Source organism: Streptosporangium sp. NPDC000095, from assembly GCF_042899335.1.
In the GTDB taxonomy this organism is placed as follows: domain Bacteria; phylum Actinomycetota; class Actinomycetes; order Streptosporangiales; family Streptosporangiaceae; genus Streptosporangium.
This window is the reverse complement of record NZ_JBIAZS010000012.1, coordinates 64643-82826: the sequence shown is the minus strand read 5'-3', so window position 1 is coordinate 82826 and position 18184 is coordinate 64643. Positions and strand designations below refer to the sequence as shown.

Sequence of the window (18184 nt, the reverse complement as noted above, 5' to 3'; positions counted from 1 at the left end):
CTTCCGAAAACACCGGAAGGGGACCGGAGTCAATTCCGGCCCCCTTTTTCTGGCGAGCGTTATGCGGGTTCGGCTTTCTTACCCAGCGCTGCTTTTCTGCTCTGAATCAGCTCCGAATCAGCTGCAACCGCTGGTGGAGCCGCAGCCCTCGCAGACGTAGCAGCTGCCGGCGGGACGCATCTTGGTGCCGCAGGTCATGCAGAGAGGCGCGTCGGCGGTGCGGCCCTGGTGGGATTCCAGGGAGCCGGTGCGGCGCGGGGTCTCCGCGGGTGCCGCCTCGGGGCGGGACTGCGGCTCCTCGATGGGAGCCGAGGTGGCGAGCTCGGCGATGACCTCGTCGCTGTGGATCGGGGCCGGGTCCTCACCGCGCTGCTGCGCGGCGCGCTCGGAGGCGGAGAAGATCCCGAGGGCGGCGCGGTCGTCGTAGGGCAGGTGGTCCAGGGCCAGACGGCGGAAGATGTAGTCCATCACCGAGGCGGCGATACGGACGTCCGGGTCGTCGGTCATACCGGCCGGGTCGAAGCGCATGTTGACGAACTTGCCGACGTACGTCTCCAGCGGCACCCCGTACTGCAGGCCGATGGAGATGGCCACCGAGAACGCGTCCATGACGCCCGCGAGGGTCGACCCCTGCTTGGACATCTTCAGGAAGACCTCACCGAGGCCGTCGTCGGGATAGGACGAGGCGGTCATGTAGCCCTTGGCGCCTCCCACGGTGAAGCGGGTGGTGGTGCTGGGGCGCTGGTTGGGCATCCGGCGGCGGGTCGGGCGGCTGATCTCCACGACCTGGATCGCCGGCTCGGCGGGCTCCTCCTTCTCCTCGGTCTTCTTGCCCGAGGCCGAGAGGGGCTGGCCGACCTTGCAGTTGTCGCGATAGACCGCCAGGGCCTTCAGACCGAGCTTCCAGCCCTCCATGTAGACCTGCTCGATGTCCTCGATCGTCGCGGACTCGGGAAGGTTGACCGTCTTGGAGATGGCTCCGGACAGGAACGGCTGGGCCGCGGCCATCATGCGCACGTGGCCCATGGGCGCGATCGCGCGCTCGCCCATCGCGCAGTCGAACACCTCGTAGTGCTCGCGCCGCAGGCCGGGGGCGTCGACGACATGACCGTGCTCGGCGATGAACTCGACGATCGCCTCGACCTGCTCCTCCTGGTAGCCGAGCCGCCGCAGCGCGCGGGGAATCGTCTGGTTGACGATCTGCATGGAGCCGCCGCCGACGAGCTTCTTGAACTTGACCAGGGCGAGGTCGGGCTCGATGCCGGTGGTGTCGCAGTCCATCATCAGGCCGATGGTCCCGGTCGGGGCGAGGAGCGATGCCTGGGCGTTGCGGTAACCGTTCTTCTCACCGAGCCTGAGGCACTCGCTCCACTGGCTGGAGGCCTCACGGTGGATGGCACCGTCGATCTCGTCGAACGTGCGCAGGGCCTCGTTCGCGTCGTTGTGCTTGCGCATGACCCGCTTGTGCGCGTCGGCGTTGCGGGCGTAGCCGTCGTAGGGGCCCACGACCGCGGCGAGTTCGGCGCTGCGGCGGTAGGAGACGCCGGTCATCAGCGAGGTGATGGCCCCGGCGACCGCCCGGCCGCCGTCGGAGTCGTAGGCGTGGCCGGTGGCCATGAGCAGCGCGCCGAGGTTGGCGTAGCCGATGCCCAGCTGGCGGTAGGCGCGGGTGGTCTGGTCGATCTTCTCGGTCGGGAAGTCGGCGAAGGTGATGGAGACGTCCATCGCGGTGATGATCAGCTCGGTGATCTTCACGAAGTTCGCGATGTCGAAGGTGTCGTCGTCCTTCAGGAACTTCAGCAGGTTGATGCTCGCCAGGTTGCACGAGGAGTTGTCCAGGTGCAGGTATTCCGAGCAGGGGTTGCTGGCGGTGATGCGACCCGTCTCCGGGCTGGTGTGCCAGTCGTTGATCGTGTCGTCGTACTGGACCCCGGGGTCGGCGCACTCCCAGGCGGCCTTGCCCATCTTGCGGAACAGCTCTCTGGCGTCGATCTTCTCGATGACCTCGCCGGTGAGGCGGGCGCGCAGGCCGAACTCCTCACCGTTCTCCACCGCGCGCATGAACTCGTCGGAGACGCGCACCGAGTTGTTGGCGTTCTGGTACTGGACGGAGACGATGTCCTTGCCGCCCAGGTCCATGTCGAACCCGGCGTCACGGAGGGCGCGGATCTTGTCCTCCTCGCGCGCCTTGGTCTCGACGAACTCCTCGATGTCGGGGTGGTCGACGTCGAGGACGACCATCTTGGCGGCGCGGCGGGTGGCGCCCCCGGACTTGATGGTGCCCGCGGAGGCGTCCGCGCCGCGCATGAAGGAGACCGGGCCGCTGGCGGTGCCCCCGCTGGAGAGCAGTTCCTTGGAGGAACGGATCCTGGAGAGGTTGACGCCGGAGCCGGACCCCCCCTTGAAGATCACACCCTCTTCCTTGTACCAGTCGAGGATCGACTCCATCTGGTCGTCGACGGCCAGGATGAAGCACGCGCTGACCTGCTGCGGCGAGGCGGTGCCGACGTTGAACCAGACGGGCGAGTTGAAGCTGAAGACCTGGTTGGCCAGAGCGTGCTTGAGCTCGTGGTCGAAGATCTCGGCGTCCTCGTCGGTGGCGAAGTAACCGTGCTCGACCGCCGTACGCGTGTAGACGCCCACCACCCGGTCGATCAGCTGCTTGAGGCTCCACTCCCGCTGCGGGGTGCCGACCGCGCCGCGGAAGTACTTGGTGGTCACGATGTTGGCGGCGTTGACCGACCACGACCGGGGGAACTCGACACCGCGCTGCTCGAAGTTGATCGAGCCGTCGCGCCAGTTGGTCATGACGACGTCACGGCGCTCCCAGACCAGCTCGTCATAGGGATGCACGCCTGGCGTGGTGAAGATGCGCTTCATCTTCAGACCCTTACGTGGCCTCTTGCCTCCACGTGTCACCGCACCGGCGGTCTCCGTCATGACTTCCCCCTCCTGGGGCTCCGTGGAACCCTCGAATCGGACCACACCAACGCGCCGCATCACCCCCGGCGCCCGGGGTCTGTATCAGTCCTGCTTGGTGGAGCGCTCCGCCCGGAGTCGCTCGATCTCCGCCTCGAAGTCGGCCAGCGTCTCGAAACCGCGATAGACGGAGGCGAACCGTAGGTACGCCACCTCGTCCAGTTCGCGGAGCGGGCCCAGGATGGCCAGCCCGACCTCGTGGGCCGCGATCTCGGCGCATCCGGTGGCCCGGATGCTCTCCTCGACTCGCTGGCCCAGCTGCGCCAGGGAATCCTCACTGACGGACCGCCCCTGGCACGCCCGCCGGACCCCGGCGATCACCTTGTCCCTGAAAAACGGCTCCGTCACACCGCTGCGCTTGCTCACCATGAGCAGAACGGTCTCCTGCGTGGTGAACCTGCGCCCGCATTCCGAGCACGTGCGCCTGCGGCGGATCGCCCCGCCGTCCTCGGTGGCCCGGCTGTCGATGACTCGCGTGTCTAGATGGCGACAGAACGGACAATGCACGCGTGTCGCCTCCTTGACCTACCGAAGCGGCCGACCCACCTCACCTACCCACGACACGCACGGCCAGACGCCCGCGCACACATCTCGAAGAGTCGAGATGCGGTAATGGAAACACAAGCTGTGGTGAAGTGTTGCGATGCAGCCACTAGATGTTGTGGTCCAACCGTAGAAGTGCTCGACCATGAACGCAAGTTGAAACGACCTTGCGGCACGAAGTCGCTGATCAGCCCGCACATCCCGGCGTGTCGCCACCCATGCGAGACCCCTCTCGCCCCGGACGCCTCTCGTCTCACAGTCGCCCCAGACGACCCGTCGGACGAGTCCCTCGCATCCCCTCTCACACCCCTCGCCCCACCCGCGCCGCCGACCCGCCCCACCCCGCCGGAACGAGGCCCGCCCCTCTCGCCGGCCGCCCCGCCGGAGCCCGGCCGGGCGCCGCAGCGGTCCCACGAGCCCCGGCCCGATCGCCGGAGCCCGGACCGGCCTCACCTCACGGAGACGAGGCCCTCCGGGAGATAGAGCCGGGTCCCCGGCCGGACCTCCGAGCCGGACAGCCCGTTGAGGTCCATGATGCGACGGACCGCCGAGCCGGTGTCCGCCTCCTTCGTCAACGCGTCCGCGATCTCCCACAGCGTGTCGTCCGCGTGCACCGTGATCCGCGGCAGCCCCTCAAGGCCCGCCCGCTCGTCCGCCGCGACCATGTCGATGCGTCCGCCGATCCAGAGCACCGCCAGGCTGAACAGTGCGAGCACCGCCACCACGACGATCCTTCCACGCCGGGTGAGTCGAAGGGGCCGCCGAACCGCTCCCTTCCGGCCGACACCCGGCCGGCGGGTGCCCACCGAGGATGCCGTCGCCGATCGCGGCGCCCTCCTCGGCCCGGCCCCGCGTCCGGCTCCCCGTTCCGGATCACGCCCGGACCACCGTCCCCGCCCAAGGCCGGGGCTCCACCCCCGCCCACGCCCGAGCGACCGCCTCGCCTCGCGGCCAGGACTCCGCCCAGGCTCACGCCCGGACGCCCCGCCGGGCTTTCGCTCGGACTCACGCGAGGCCCGCCCCGGCTCTCGCCCACGCTTTCGCCCGGACTCCCGAGCGGATTCCCGTCTCATCTCGCGGCCGGACCTTCGCGCGGCCTCACGGCCGGATCCTCGCCCGGGCTCACGCTCGAAGACCCGCTCGGGCTCCCCGCCGGACCTTCGCCCCGGCTCGCGGCCGAGGCGTGCCCTCGGCACCGGTCCTGACACCGGCACCGAGTCCCACACGGCCTCCCACCCCTGCTTCGCCTCGGATCTCCGCCCGGACTCCGGCGCGGGACCGGGTTCCGGCTCCGGTCTCGGGGGCGGCACGAGCCGCAGGCGCGGCGCTCCCGGTGATCGCTGCGCCGCCCGGGACCTCGGCGCGATCCTGGATCGTGGTGTCGTCGCGGTCGGTTTCACGGTGGCCCCCCATCCCCTCGACCTGGCCGAACACATGTCGAAGAAAGATCGGTGAATCGAACACGATGTCGATCGAACTCCCGTACGATGTTGTACACCACGGCGTCGCCGATTTCGAGGACATTCGAACAATTGTTTGAGTATGATCTTCGGCCGAGGTATGGTCGCTGTGTGCGACGTGTTAAATACAGACCGGGAGGCGAGGAGTTCGTATGAGCCAGCACAACGAGAACGGTTCGGCCGCCAGCGACCTGGCGGTGCGAAGGCGTGACTCCCTTGGCCTCACCCCCAGGCAGCGGAAGATCCTTGAGGTGATCCGCGATTCCGTGCAGCAGCGCGGCTATCCGCCGTCCATGCGGGAGATCGGCGAAGCGGTGCAGCTCACCAGCACCTCCAGCGTGTCGCACCAGTTGACGGCTTTGCAGCGCAAGGGCTACCTGCGGCGTGATCCGCACCGCCCCCGCGCCTTGGAGGTCCGCCTTCCCGGCGAGCCCGTGCTGTGGGTTGATCCCGACTCCGGTGAGGACGAGACTCCGGTCAGCCGTCCGACCGCCGCCTATGTGCCCCTCGTCGGTCAGATCGCCGCCGGTGGCCCCATCCTCGCCGAGGAGAGCATCGAAGACGTCTTCGCCCTGCCCAGGCAGCTTGTCGGTGAGGGTACGCTCTTCCTCCTCCAGGTGACCGGCGACTCGATGATCGAGGCCGCCATCGCCAACGGTGACTGGGTGGTCGTGCGCCAGCAGCCGGTCGCCGACAACGGCGACGTGGTCGCCGCGATGATCGACGGCGAGGCCACGGTCAAGACCTTCAAGCGCAGAGACGGCCACGTCTGGCTGGTCCCGCACAACCCCAACTACGACCCGATCCCCGGCGACGAGGCCACCGTGCTCGGCAAGGTCGTCGCGGTCCTCCGCAAGCTCTGACGCGAGCGTCCCACGCAGGCTCCTCACCGCTCTCCACGGGCTCCGGCCCGTGGAGGCGTCGCCGCCTGAGAGCGTCACCCGGCACGCGGGTCCGGACCGAGCCACACCGTGGTTACGCGAGCTCGGCATCACGCGCCTCCGGCTTTCTGTGCGACACGCCATAGAACGACACGCCGGATGGGGTCCGACATCAGATGTCGGGCCCCATCCGGCGTTCTCAGGTGATGGGATATCCCCGGGAAGATCTCTCGCCGGCGGGCACGGAAACCCACCCGGCGAGGCCGAGATGGAGGCCCGCCGCTTGAAGCGGCACGGGTTCTCCCCCGAAGTGGTCACGGGGACACGCCGGCCGAGTTGACGCGCGACACCCGGGATGCCCTCGCAAGGGCACCCCGAGTCCGTAGCGACCCCGCGAGACGTCCGCGGCCGGTCACTCAGCAGTCCGTCGTCCGCGGCGAGGGCACGCGGGACGACTACGGCACGATGTTGACCAGCTTGGGCGCGCGGACGATCACCTTGCGCGGCGTGCCGGACAGGAAGGGCTGAACCTTCTCCGACCGCAGGGCCAGCAACTCCAGGTCCGCCTCGGAGATCTCCGGGGAGACCTCCAGCCGGTCGCGCACCTTGCCCGCGACCTGGACGACGCAGGTGACCGACTCCTGGACCAGCAGCGCCGGGTCGGCCACCGGCCAGCCCGCGGTGGCGACCGAGGCGGCGTGTCCCAGCCGCTCCCAGCCCTCCTCCGCCGCGTACGGCGCGACCAGAGACAGCATGACCGCGAGGGTCTCGGCGGCCTCCCTGACCGCCGGGTCGGCGGCGCCGGGGCCGGAGTCGATGGCCTTGCGTGCCGCGCTCGTCAGCTCCATCATGCGGGCCACCGCGACGTTGAAGCGGTGCGACTCGACCAGCTTGGTGACCTCGTCGATGGTGTGGTGGACGACCTTGCGCAGGTTCAGGTCTCCCGCGGTGACGTCGACGCCGGGCGCGGAGGCCGCGCCGGCCTCCGCCATCACGCGGAACGCGCGGGCGAGGAACTTCTGCGAGGCCGCCGGAGAGACGTCGGACCAGTCGATGTCGTCCTCGGGCGGTCCGGCGAAGACGACGGTCAGCCTGACCGCGTCGACACCGTAGGCGTCGATCTGCTGGCCCAGGTCGACGCCGTTGCCCAGCGACTTGGACATCGCCTTGCCCTGGTTGATGACCTGCCCCTGGTTCAGCAGGCGGGTGAAGGGCTCGACGAAGTCGACCATTCCCATGTCGTGCAGGACCTTGGTGAAGAACCTGGCGTACAGCAGGTGCAGCACGGCGTGCTCGACACCGCCGATGTACTGGTCGATCGGACCCCACCTGCGCACGCGCTCGACGTCGAACGGCCCCTCGTCGTAGGCCGGGTCGACGTAGCGCAGGAAGTACCACGAGGAGTCGACGAAGGTGTCCATCGTGTCGGTGTCGCGCTTCGCCGGGCCGCCGCACTTGGGGCAGGAGACGTTGACCCAGTCTTCGGCCGAGGCGAGCGGGGAGATGCCCTTGGGCGCCAGGGCCTCGCCACGCATGTCGGGCAGGGTGACGGGCAGCTGGTCGTCGGGGACGGGGACCTCGCCGCAGTCGGCGCAGTGAATGATCGGGATCGGGCAGCCCCAGAAGCGCTGGCGGGACAGCAGCCAGTCGCGCAGCCGGAAGTTGACCGTGAAGTGACCGGTGCCCCGCTCGCTCAGCACCTCGATGATCTTCCGGATCGCCTCGGCCTTGGCCAGGCCGTCCAGCGGGCCGGAGTTGACCATTGCGCCGTCACCGGTGGTGGCGACACCGGTCTCGCCGGGATCGGCCAGACCGGTGTGCACGACCACCCGTACCGGCAGGTCGAAGGTACGGGCGAAGTCCAGGTCGCGCTGGTCGTGGGCGGGCACGGCCATGATGGCGCCGTGGCCGTAGTCGGACAGCACGTAGTCGGCCGCCCAGACCGGCATGCGCTCACCGTTGACCGGGTTGATCGCGTACCGGCCCAGGAAGACGCCGGTCTTCTCCTTCTCGGTGGACAGCCGGTCGATGTCGGACAGCTTGGACACCTCGACCCGGTATGCCTCGAACGCCTCACGCCGGTCGTCGGTGACGATCTCCTCGGCCAGCGGCGCGTCCGGGGCGACCACGAAGAAGGTGGCGCCGTACAGGGTGTCGGGACGGGTGGTGTAGACGGTCACCGGCTCGTCCCGGCCCTCGATCACGAAGTCGACGTCGGCACCCTCGGAGCGGCCGATCCAGTTGCGCTGCATCGTCAGCACGCGCTCGGACCAGCCGCCTTCCAGCAGGGACATGTCGTCCAGCAGCCGGTCGGCGTAATCAGTGATCTTGAAATACCACTGGGTCAGCTCGCGACGGACGATCTCGGCGCCACAGCGCTCGCACCTGCCGTCCTTGACCTGCTCGTTGGCGAGCACGGTCTGGTCGTTCGGGCACCAGTTGACCAGGCCACCCTTGCGGTAGGCCAGGCCACGCTCGAAGAAGCGGTTGAAGAGCCACTGGGTCCATTTGTAGTACGAGGTGTCGCTGGTGTGCAGACGGCGGGACCAGTCGAAGGAGATCGCGTAGCGCCGGTAGGAGTTGGCCTGGGTCTCGATGTTGGCGTAGGTCCACTCCGCCGGGTGCGCGTTGTGCTTGATCGCGGCGTTCTCGGCGGGCAGGCCGAAGGAGTCCCAGCCGACGGGGTGCAGCACGTTGTAGCCGCGCTGGACCCAGTAGCGGGAGATGACGTCGCCCAGGGCGAACACCTCGGCGTGCCCCATGTGCAGGTCGCCCGAGGGATAGGAGAACATGTCGAGCATGTAGCGCCGCTCGCGCGGGTCGGCGGGGTCGTCGGAGGCCCGGAAGGGATCCAGTTCCTCCCACCTGCGCTGCCACTTGACCTGCAGGGCCTGCGGGTCATAGTGCTGCTCGTCGCTCTGCATGTCGGCTCGCTCGCTCACGTCGATCTTCCTCGGGGTATGCCTGCGTGGATGGTCCGACCCGTCCGGCCCAATGCAAAAACCCCCCGCTCACGCGGAGGGCAGCCGCATCGGCAGGGCGCTCAGGGACGGGAAGGCCGATGCGGCCCGATAAGCAGGGTCGCGGCACGCATAGGGCAAGACTATCGCAGCCCGCAAGGCGTATTCGTGGTCGGCGAGAACAGGGCCGATAACGGCAAACAGGAGACAGGATCCGGCCAGGTCAGCAGAATGGAGGCTCCCGTTCTCCCGGGGGCAACGAGACCCGATGGCTATACGCCTGTTGTGACCTCGTATGTCTCTCGCGTTTACTCTTCTAACCGTGGCACATTCAGCAGAGTCGGGGCAGGGCCCGGATCCGATGGAGGTCGGCCTGCCCATGCAGGATCCGCCGACCGACCCCACCGGGCTCCAGTTCAGGGGGGCGTTCTCCAGTTTCCCTGCGAGCCCCCCCGTCTCACGTGAGACCATGCCCAATACGCCTAATTCGGGCACCCGCGCGGGAGGTAAGGAAAGCATGGCCTCGGAGCAGTCCAGCCAGTCCCACCTGCCTTCGGCATGGCCGGAGGCTGCCGAGCCGTCGCCCTCGTGGTCGAACGATTCGCTTGGCACCGGACCCCGGCTGCCCCTCCCGCAGGACGAGCAGCAGAGCGGCAACGGCCCCTCCTGGCAGACCTCACCCGGCGAAGGACAGCGCGCCTCCACATCCCAGGCCGACCTCCCCGGCGGCGGCCGGTCCCAGGGCACCCCGCCCCAGAGCGACGGCCGCCCGCAGAGCCCGCAGGCCGACGGCTGGGCGCAAGCCTCGGCCCCGCAGAACAACGACGGCTGGGCACAGGCGACCAACCCTCAGGTCAGCAGCTGGCCTGATGCCTTCAGTCCGCGCAACGACGGCTGGGCGCAAGCCTCGGCCCCGCAGAACAACGACAGCTGGGCACAGGCATCCGGTTCACAGGCCGACGGCTGGGCGCAAGCCTCGGCCCCGCAGAACAACGACGGCTGGACGCAAGGATCCGCCGCACAGGCCGACGGCTGGGCACAGGCGTCGGGCCCGCGGGGCACCGACAACCGGCACCAGACCCCACCCGGCAACGGCAACGGATGGCCGCAGCCCACCTCCCCCCAGTCCCACAACGGCGACCAGCGCCAGGCCCCCCAGACGGACTCCCCCGGCGGCCGGCCCCAAGCAGCCACTCCCGACGACACCTGGCCCCCCACCCCACCCCACAGCGACCGCACCCAAAACCCGCAGGCCGACAGCTGGGCACAGGCGACCAGCCCGCAGGCAGGCGGCTGGGCACAGGCCTCGGCTCCCCAGAGCAACGACGGCTGGGCACAGGGGTCCGCTTCTCAAGCAGACGGCTGGGCACAGGCATCCGGTTCACAGGCCGACGGCTGGGCACAGGCGACCACTCCGCAGGCCGACGGCTGGGCGCAGGCGTCGGGCCCGCGGGGCACCGACAACCGGCACCAGACCCCACCCGGCAACGGCAACGGATGGCCGCAGCCCACCTCCCCCCAGTCCCACAACGGCGACCAGCGCCAGGCCCCCCAGACGGACTCCCCCGGCGGCCGGCCCCAAGCAGCCACTCCCGACGACACCTGGCCCCCCACCCCACCCCACAGCGACCGCACCCAAAACCCGCAGGCCGACAGCTGGGCACAGGCGACCAGCCCGCAGGGGAACGCCCAGCGGCAGGGTTCCGGCGCCGCGGGTGAGACGTGGCAGGCCACCGCACCGGGGCAGCCCTCCGGTCGCCCCTCGGCGGAGAACAACGCGTGGCCGCCGGCTCAGGCGGAGAACGCCGCGTGGCCGCCCACCTCTCCGGCGGGCGGTGACACCTGGCCCCCGGCCACCCCGGGAAACGCGGGATTCGCCGAGGCCCCCACCTCGACGTTCTCCCCCGCCTGGGCGAACGGTGACGCTCCGGCCGCTCGCTCCGGCGGCGCCCTCCCCGGCACCGCTCAGGGTTCCCAACCCGGCGCCACCCCCTTCGGCGGCAGCTCACCCGATGGCGGCCACCCGAACGGTCCCCGGAACGGCGGCGACTCCGGCGGCGAAAACGCCCGGCGCGGTTACGGCGTGCCCGACAACCCCGCCATGTGGGCCCTGGCCGCTGCGAACGCGGCGGCCCCCAACGCGTCCTCGGCTCTGGGAGCACCCCCTGTTCACCCCGGAACCGACCCGCGACAGGGCGGACCCCAGCAGGGGCAGTCCCAGCCAGGCCAGCCTCAGCCTGGTCAGGTGAACCAGCCTGGCCAGCCCGGCCATCATCTGAGTCGTGACCCGTCCGACCCGAACAAGCCGTTCGTCACCGCGGGTCAGATCAGCGGCCCGAAGACACCTCCGCCGGAGCGCCAGCAGGAGTTGTGGAACACGGTCTTCGGCGACAACTATCAGGCCATCGAGGACGAGGAGGACGGGGAGCGGGGCCGACCGGTCTGGATCTTCGCGCTCGCCGGATCCGTGGTCATCGCGCTGCTCGGCGCGGTGCTCTGGGCCTTCCTGGCCGGGCCGCTCGCCTCGGCCGACGAGGAGATCCCCGCCGATCCCAAGCCCGCGGCGACCCAGAAGTCGACCAAGCCCGCCGCCATCGGCCGTCTGCCGCGCTTCACCGGCGACGCCTCACCGGTGGCCGGTACGCTCACCGACCAGCAGGCGGGGATCACCCTGGCACAGCTCGGTGCCCCCTGGCGGCAGGACCAGCGTCCCGGCATGCCCGCCAGCTACGGCTTCACGACCCGCCAGTATCTCCCCGCGGGCCCGGACTCCACGGGCAAGACCCAGTTCGCCCAGCTGATGTCGGGTCCGCTCTCCCCGCGTTTGAAGGCGAAGTACACCTCGCCGGAGAACCTCGCACCGGTGATCAACGCGGTCGCCTCCAGCGGGCGCAACAAGTTCTTCCCCGAGGGCAACACCGCCCGCAAGACCGCCCAGCAGACCCTGTCGGTGAACGGCCTGCCCGGCCAGCTCGCCGCGTATGAGATCACCTCGGGCGACTCGAAGACGACCATGGTCGTGGCCGCCGTGAGCACCGGCGCCGACCTGCCCGCGATCGTCTACATGTCGGTGCCGGACAGCAAGAAGGAGTTGCTCCCCGACATCAACACCGTCTTCAAGTCGATCCGCGCGCTGGAGCGGTGAGCACCGCTCCCGTTCTGAGGGGCGAGGAGCACCGGAAGGTCACGGAAGGCTAGAAGGTGCACCTCATCCGCTTGATGCCGTTGATGAAGCTGGAGCGCAGACGGTCGGGCTCCCCCTCGGAACGGATGTCGGGCAGGCGGGTGAACAGCTCGCGGAACATCACGGTGATCTCGCGGCGGGCCAGGTGGGCGCCGAGGCAGAAGTGCGGCCCTGGCCCGCCGAAGCCGATGTGCGGGCCCTCGGTGCGCTGGATGTCGAAGCGGTGCGGGTCGGTGAAGACGCTCTCGTCGCGGTTGGCGGCCCAGTAGTACAGCAGGACCTTCTCGCCTTCGCGGTAGAGGTGGCCGTTCATCTCGTGGTCGCGGGTGAGGCTGCGGCGCATCCAGGCGACGGGCGAGGCGAGGCGGACGATCTCCTCGACGGCACCGGGCAGGCGTCCTTCGAAGTCTTCGAGCAGCAGTGCTCGCTGGTCGGGGTTCTCGCTGAACAGATGCAGACCGTGCGAGATGGCGTTGCGGGTGGTCTCGTTGCCCGCCACCACCAGCAGGATGAAGAACGAGCCGAGCTCCTGCATCGTCAGTTTCTCGCCGTCGATGTTGGCGCTGGTCAGTGCGGTGGTGAGGTTGTCCCCGCCCTCGGCGGCCAGGGAGACGACGAGGTCCTGGAGCCCTTGCCCCGCGCCGAGGAGCAGTTCGGCGGCGCGGCTGACGTCGGCGATGAACTCGGGGTCTCCGCCCGACAGGATGATGCTCGTGGCGTCGAAGACCGCCTGGTAGTGCTCGGGTCCGATGCCCATCATGTCGCAGATGATCTTCAAGGGCAGTTTCGCCGCCACCTCGGTCACGAAGTCGCAGCCGGGGCCCTTCGCGATCAGATCGTCCACGATCCGCACGGCGGCGGCCTCGACGTCGACCTCGAACTGCTTGATCATCTTTGGCGTGAACGCCCGGGAGACGATCCTGCGCAGTCTCGCGTGCCGGGGATCGTCCATATTGATCATCGAGCCGAAGTACTCGCCGAAGTCGGGGCCGAGGTCCTGGATGGACGTCGCCCCCCGGCCGGAGGAGAAGACGTCGGGGTGGCGGCTCGCCTCGATGATGTCCGCGTGCCGCACGAGGGCGTAGTAGCCGGGACCCGGCGGAGCGAAGGGGATCTCGGGCTCGGCGAAGAGGACAGGGCCCGGCTGCGCGCGAAGCACCGCGAAAGCGGCCTCCCGCTCCGCCATCGGCCGCTCCCAGAAGGAGATGTCCGACAGGTCGATGTCCGCGAGTGAAACCGTCACGCCAGCCTCCACTAGAACCGCGTTCTGTTTCTTGGATCCTGCCACAGGACCCTCACCTCAACCAGCGCAGAACGAGGTCGTCGCCTTTCCCGGAGCACTCCCGATGTGGGAAGCGCCCGGCCTGGAGAACATGCTCCCCCCTGCGACCCCGCGAAAGGAAGGCCGGAGCCCGGCCAGGCCGGTCCTCCCGCGCGACCGGTACGCGGCAGACTCCCCGGTGACCGACGTCACAACGCCCCGCACCCCGACACCCGGGCACCTCGACGTCCCGGCATCTCGCGCCTCAACGCCTCGGCGAGTCCTCGGCGACGAGGTCGGCGGCTCTTTCGGCGATCATTACGGTGGGCGCGTGGGTGTGCCCCCGGGGAATGACCGGCATGATCGAGGCGTCGGCCACCCTCAGACCGGCGATCCCCCGCACCCTCAGGGCGGGATCCACCACCGATCCGGGATCCTCACCCATCCGGCAGGTGCCGACCGGATGGTAGAGGGTCTCGCTGCGTTCGCGGATCCAGCGGACGAGCCCCTCCTCGGTCCTCGGACCCCAGTACGGGTCCATCGGTGGTCCCGCGAGGGGCCGGAGCGCCTCGGTGGCGAACAGTTCCCCGGCCTTGCGCAGCCCGGCCACCTGACGGCGGACGTCGGCCCGCGCCGTCAGGTAGCCGGGGTCGATCACGACGTCCTCGCCGTCCAGCGAGAGGCGGCCTCGGCTCTCCGGCCGGAGCAGGATCGAGGCGATGGTCAGGCCATGGCCGGGCGGCGGGGTGAGGCCGTGGCCGATGAACGACCCGGGAGCGAAGATCAGCTCGATGTCGGGGGCGGGCTCCTCGTCCGAGGTGCGGATGAACGCCACGGCCTCGCCGACGTTGGAGGTGAGCATGCCCCGGCCTCCGGCCAGGAAGCGGAGCAGGTTGCCGGGCGACTCGGCACCGGCGAGGGTGATCGGCTTGAGACAGTGCAGGAAGACGCCCGAGGCGAGATGGTCCTGGAGGTTGGCGCCGACCTCGGGCAGTTCGTGGACCGGCCCGACGCCCGCGGCCAGCAACTCGTCCACCGGGCCGATGCCCGACAGCATGAGCAGGTGCGGCGAGCCGATCGCCCCGGCCGACAGGATGACCTCTCCCCGCGCCCGGGCCACCGCTGCGTCGCCGTCGCCGTCGCCGTCGCCGTACTCCACCCCGGTCGCCCGTCCGTCCTCGACGAGCACCCGGCGTACCCGCGAGGAGGTCAGCACGGTGAGGTTGGGTCGCCCGGCCGCGGGGGCGAGGTAGGCGTCGACGGAGCTCCAGCGGCGGCCCCTGTGCTGGGTGACGGGTGTCGGCGAGCAGCCCTCGTTGGAGGGGCCGTTGAGCTCGTCCAGGCGGGCGATGCCCAACTCCTCGCAGGCCCGCAGGAAGAGCGCGGTGGCGGGGTTCGGGGAGCGCAGCTCCGAGATGTGGATCGGGCCCTTCGTGCCGTACACGTCTCCGTGGTTGGAGCCCGTGCGACGCTCGGCCCTGCGGAAGTACGGAAGGACCTCCTCATAAGACCAGCCTGGCACGTTCCATCCGTCGTAGTCCGCGCGGTGCCCGCGCACCCACATCTGGGCGTTCATCGAGGAGGACCCGCCGAGCATCCGGCCGCGCGGCCAGTAGAGTTCCCTGCCGGACAGCTCGGGCTGCCCGACGGTGGTGAAGTCCCAGTCGCACTCGGTCTTGAAGAGCTTGGCGAAACCGGCGGGCATCCGGACCTCGAGTCTCCGGTCGGAACCACCCGCCTCGATGAGGGCGACCCTCACGCGAGAGTCGGCGGAAAGACGGTTGGCCAGCACGCATCCGGCCGACCCCGCACCCACGATGACGTAGTCGTACTCCACGCTCAATGACCTCTCATCACACAGACGACCGGCCCGTCTCCCCGTAAGCGCGCTCTCATCTGCTTACTCCCCCACGCTTTGCCAGTCAATTCGTAGCCGCGCTACCTACCGGTCGGTATCTCTGGCTGCCAGTATGAGCAAGTCAGAGCCCGCTCGGAGGAGGACGCACGATGCTCAACCTGTCGATCGCCCTGGAGGACAGCGCCCGGGAGGCCCCCGACCGCACCGCACTGGTCTTCGGTGACCTGCGGCTGCCGTACTCCCTGGTCGACACCATCGCGAACCAGGTTGCCAACCTACTGGTCTCCCGGGGGATCGGTAAGGGCGACAAGGTGGCGCTGGCCTGCCCCAACCTGCCCTACTTCCCCTTCGTCTACTACGGGATCCTCAAGGCCGGCGCGACGGTCGTGCCGCTCAACGTGCTGCTGCAGTCCAGAGAGATCGCCTACCACCTGGAGGACTCACAGGCCAAGGCGCTGTTCTGCTTCGAGGGCACCCCCGAGTTGCCGCTGGGCGAGCGCGGGAGGGCGGGCTTCGAGGAGTCCTCGGCGGAACACCTCCTCATCCTGCCCGCCACCGCGTTCGCCACCGAGTCCGAGTACGGGGAGACGTTGTGGGCGGCGCTGGACGGCGTGTCCGGCGAGTTCGAGACCGTGCAGACCTCACCCGACGACACCGCGGTGATCCTGTACACCAGCGGCACGACGGGCCAGCCCAAGGGCGCCGAGCTCAGCCACCAGAACATGCTGCTCAACGCCATGGTCGCCGATGAGATGTTCCCTCGGAGCGAGGGCGGCGACGCCTATCTCGCGGTGCTGCCGCTGTTCCACTCCTTCGGGCAGACCGTCGTCATGAACGCCGGGTTCCGGCGCCAGGCGACCATCGTGCTCCTGCCGCGCTTCGAGCCGGGCCCCGCCCTGGAGCTGATGCGCGCCGAGAACGTCACGCTGTTCGCGGGTGTGCCGACCATGTACTGGGCCATGCTGTCGAAGATCCACGCGGACGGCGACGAGGTGCCCACCTCGCTCAAGGTCGCGGCCGCCGGTGGCGCCTCCTCCCCCGTCGAGGTGCTCAAGGACTTCGAGAGGACCTTCGGGATCGGGATCCTGGAGGGCTACGGCCTGTCGGAGACCTCCCCGGTGGCCAGCTTCAACCAGCCGGGCAGGCCCAGCAAGCCCGGCTCGATCGGCACCCCGATCTGGGGGGTGGAGATGAAGCTGATCGACGCCGACTGGAAGACGATCGAGGGTGAGGGGCCCGGCGAGATCGCGATCCGCGGTCACAACGTCATGAAGGGCTACTACAACCGGCCCGAGGCGACCGCCGAGGTCATGCGGGACGGCTGGTTCCGCACCGGCGACATCGCCACCCGCGACGCCGACGGCTACTACGCCATCATCGACCGGGTGAAGGACATGATCATTCGGGGTGGCTTCAACGTCTACCCGCGCGAGCTGGAGGAGGTCCTGATCACCCATCCCGAGGTCTCCCTCGCGGCGGTGGTCGGGATCGCCCACGACTCGCACGGCGAGGAGGTCAAGGCGTACGTCATCCGCACCCCCGGCGCGACGGTCACCGAGGACGAGCTCGTCGCCTGGAGCAGGGAGAACATGGCCGCGTACAAGTATCCGCGGATCATCGAGTTCCGTGACACCCTGCCGATGACCGCGACCGGGAAGATCCTCAAGCGCGAGCTCCGCTGAGCGACGAGAGGTCCGCGGCCGGTGAGAGCACGGCGGCGGCGCCGCCGGTTCCGGGAGGCACGCGACGTGCCTCCCGGAACCCGCGCGTGAGCGGGTGTCCCGGAGATCAGGGCCAGTCGGTCGAAGGGCGGAGCGGGACGCCGGCCCTGCCGTCGTCGTGGAGCTTCACCCCGAGAACCTGGTGAAGCTGGATCTTGTTGCGTTCGAAGCCGACCACGCAGGCCGCCATGTAGAGGCGCCAGACCCGTGCCGTGCCCTCGCCGACCTCCCGGACCGCCTCGTCCCAGTGGTCGTCGAGGTTGGCGCACCAGAAGCGGAGGGTCTGCGCGTAGTGCTCGCGCAGGTTCTCCTCGTGGCGGATCTCGAAGCCGGTGTCCTCGATCTGGCGGGCCAGGTAGCCGACCGACTCCAGCTCTCCGTCGGGGAAGACGTAGCGGTTGATGAACCCGCCGGCGTTGAGCGTCTTCTCCGTGCCCGTCGGGCGGGTGATGCAGTGGTTGAGCAGCCGTCCGCCGGGGACGAGCTTGTCGTAAAGAAAACGGAAGTAGAAGGGCAACTGGTCCTTGCCGATGTGCTCGGTCAGGCCGATCGAGCTGACGGCGTCGAAGCCGGTCTCCGACACGTCGCGGTAGTCCATGTGGCGGACCTCGGCGAGCTCGCCGAGACCGGCCTCGGCGATGGCCTTCTGCGCCCACTCGGCCTGCTGACGCGAGAGCGTGACACCCAGCGCCTTCACGCCGTACTCGCGGGCGGCGTGGATGACCATGCCGCCCCAGCCACAGCCGACGTCCAGCAGCCTCATGCCGGGCTTGAGAGCCAGTTTGCGGGCGACGAGCTCGAACTTGGCGCGCTGCGCCTCCTCCAGCGTGGAGTCCTGCTCGGGGAAGACCGCGCAGGTGTAGGCCATGGAAGGGCCGAGCACCCACGAGTAGAACTTGTTGGAGACGTCGTAGTGGTGGTGGATGGCTTCGGCGTCGCGCTGCTTGGCGTGCCTGCTGCCCATCCGGGCGAGCACGCTGCGCCGCACCTCCTGCGGAGGCGGCGGCATTCGTGTCAGCAGCGGGCGGACCCCGATGGCCCGAATGGCCGAGAGTTTCTGCCCGACCGGGATGTCGTTGACGGTGAGCGACCACATGCGGGACAGCAGGGTGTACATGTCACCGTGGACGTCGAGATGTCCTGACACGTACGCCCTCGCCAGACCCAGCTCTCCGGGTGCCTGCGCCAGGTAGGCGACGGCCGCCGGGGTTTTCACCTCGACGCTGATGTCGGCACCGTCCGGTCCGGCCTTGCTTCCGTCGTAGGCGACGAAGCGCACGTCCGCCTCGGGCCCCATGACCTTCTCGAAGATCTCTGCGAGCGACACAGAAACAACC

General features: G+C 69.3%; 10 protein-coding genes. 3 read left to right on the top strand and 7 right to left on the bottom strand.

Annotated features, from left to right (window positions below):
- Window positions 1–117: 117 nt before the first annotated feature.
- The 3 genes from ACFY3V_RS25375 to ACFY3V_RS25365 all read right to left on the bottom strand — a co-directional run bounded on the left by ACFY3V_RS25375 (window position 118) and on the right by ACFY3V_RS25365 (window position 4244).
- Entirely contained in the window at window positions 118–2940 is a 2823-nt protein-coding gene (locus tag ACFY3V_RS25375; RefSeq protein WP_389776760.1) for a vitamin B12-dependent ribonucleotide reductase, read from the bottom strand.
- A gap of 84 nt (window positions 2941–3024) precedes the next feature.
- Entirely contained in the window at window positions 3025–3486 is a 462-nt protein-coding gene (gene nrdR / locus ACFY3V_RS25370; protein WP_350945916.1) for a transcriptional regulator NrdR, read from the bottom strand.
- Window positions 3487–3971: 485 nt separating this feature from the next.
- Window positions 3972–4244, bottom strand: coding sequence for a LysM peptidoglycan-binding domain-containing protein (locus ACFY3V_RS25365; RefSeq protein ID WP_350945915.1), 273 nt, complete (start codon window positions 4242–4244; stop codon window positions 3972–3974).
- 890 nt (window positions 4245–5134) lie between these two features.
- Between ACFY3V_RS25365 and lexA the strand changes: the two genes are divergently transcribed.
- A complete protein-coding gene (lexA, locus tag ACFY3V_RS25360) occupies window positions 5135–5845 on the top strand; it encodes a transcriptional repressor LexA (RefSeq protein WP_350945914.1) in 711 nt (236 codons plus the stop codon).
- 473 nt (window positions 5846–6318) lie between these two features.
- On the opposite strand, the gene leuS is transcribed toward lexA, so the two are convergent.
- Entirely contained in the window at window positions 6319–8787 is a 2469-nt protein-coding gene (leuS, locus tag ACFY3V_RS25355; protein ID WP_389777132.1) for a leucine--tRNA ligase, read from the bottom strand.
- Between the two features lie 358 nt (window positions 8788–9145).
- Between leuS and ACFY3V_RS25350 the strand changes: the two genes are divergently transcribed.
- A complete protein-coding gene (locus ACFY3V_RS25350; RefSeq protein ID WP_389776755.1) occupies window positions 9146–11968 on the top strand; it encodes a hypothetical protein in 2823 nt (940 codons plus the stop codon).
- A gap of 49 nt (window positions 11969–12017) precedes the next feature.
- On the opposite strand, the gene ACFY3V_RS25345 is transcribed toward ACFY3V_RS25350, so the two are convergent.
- Window positions 12018–13193: a cytochrome P450 gene (locus ACFY3V_RS25345; RefSeq protein WP_350946107.1), complete on the bottom strand. Its 1176-nt coding sequence runs from the start codon at window positions 13191–13193 to the stop codon at window positions 12018–12020.
- Window positions 13194–13533: 340 nt separating this feature from the next.
- Complete coding sequence (locus ACFY3V_RS25340; RefSeq protein ID WP_389777128.1) at window positions 13534–15105, bottom strand: GMC family oxidoreductase; 1572 nt, start codon at window positions 15103–15105, stop codon at window positions 13534–13536.
- A gap of 170 nt (window positions 15106–15275) precedes the next feature.
- Here ACFY3V_RS25340 and ACFY3V_RS25335 point away from each other — a divergent pair, with 170 nt between their 5' ends.
- Entirely contained in the window at window positions 15276–16808 is a 1533-nt protein-coding gene (locus tag ACFY3V_RS25335) for a long-chain fatty acid--CoA ligase (RefSeq protein WP_362902435.1), read from the top strand.
- Between the two features lie 106 nt (window positions 16809–16914).
- Here the strand turns inward: ACFY3V_RS25335 and ACFY3V_RS25330 are convergent, their stop codons facing one another.
- Window positions 16915–18174, bottom strand: coding sequence for a cyclopropane-fatty-acyl-phospholipid synthase family protein (locus tag ACFY3V_RS25330; RefSeq protein ID WP_362902437.1), 1260 nt, complete (start codon window positions 18172–18174; stop codon window positions 16915–16917).
- Window positions 18175–18184: the final 10 nt, after the last annotated feature.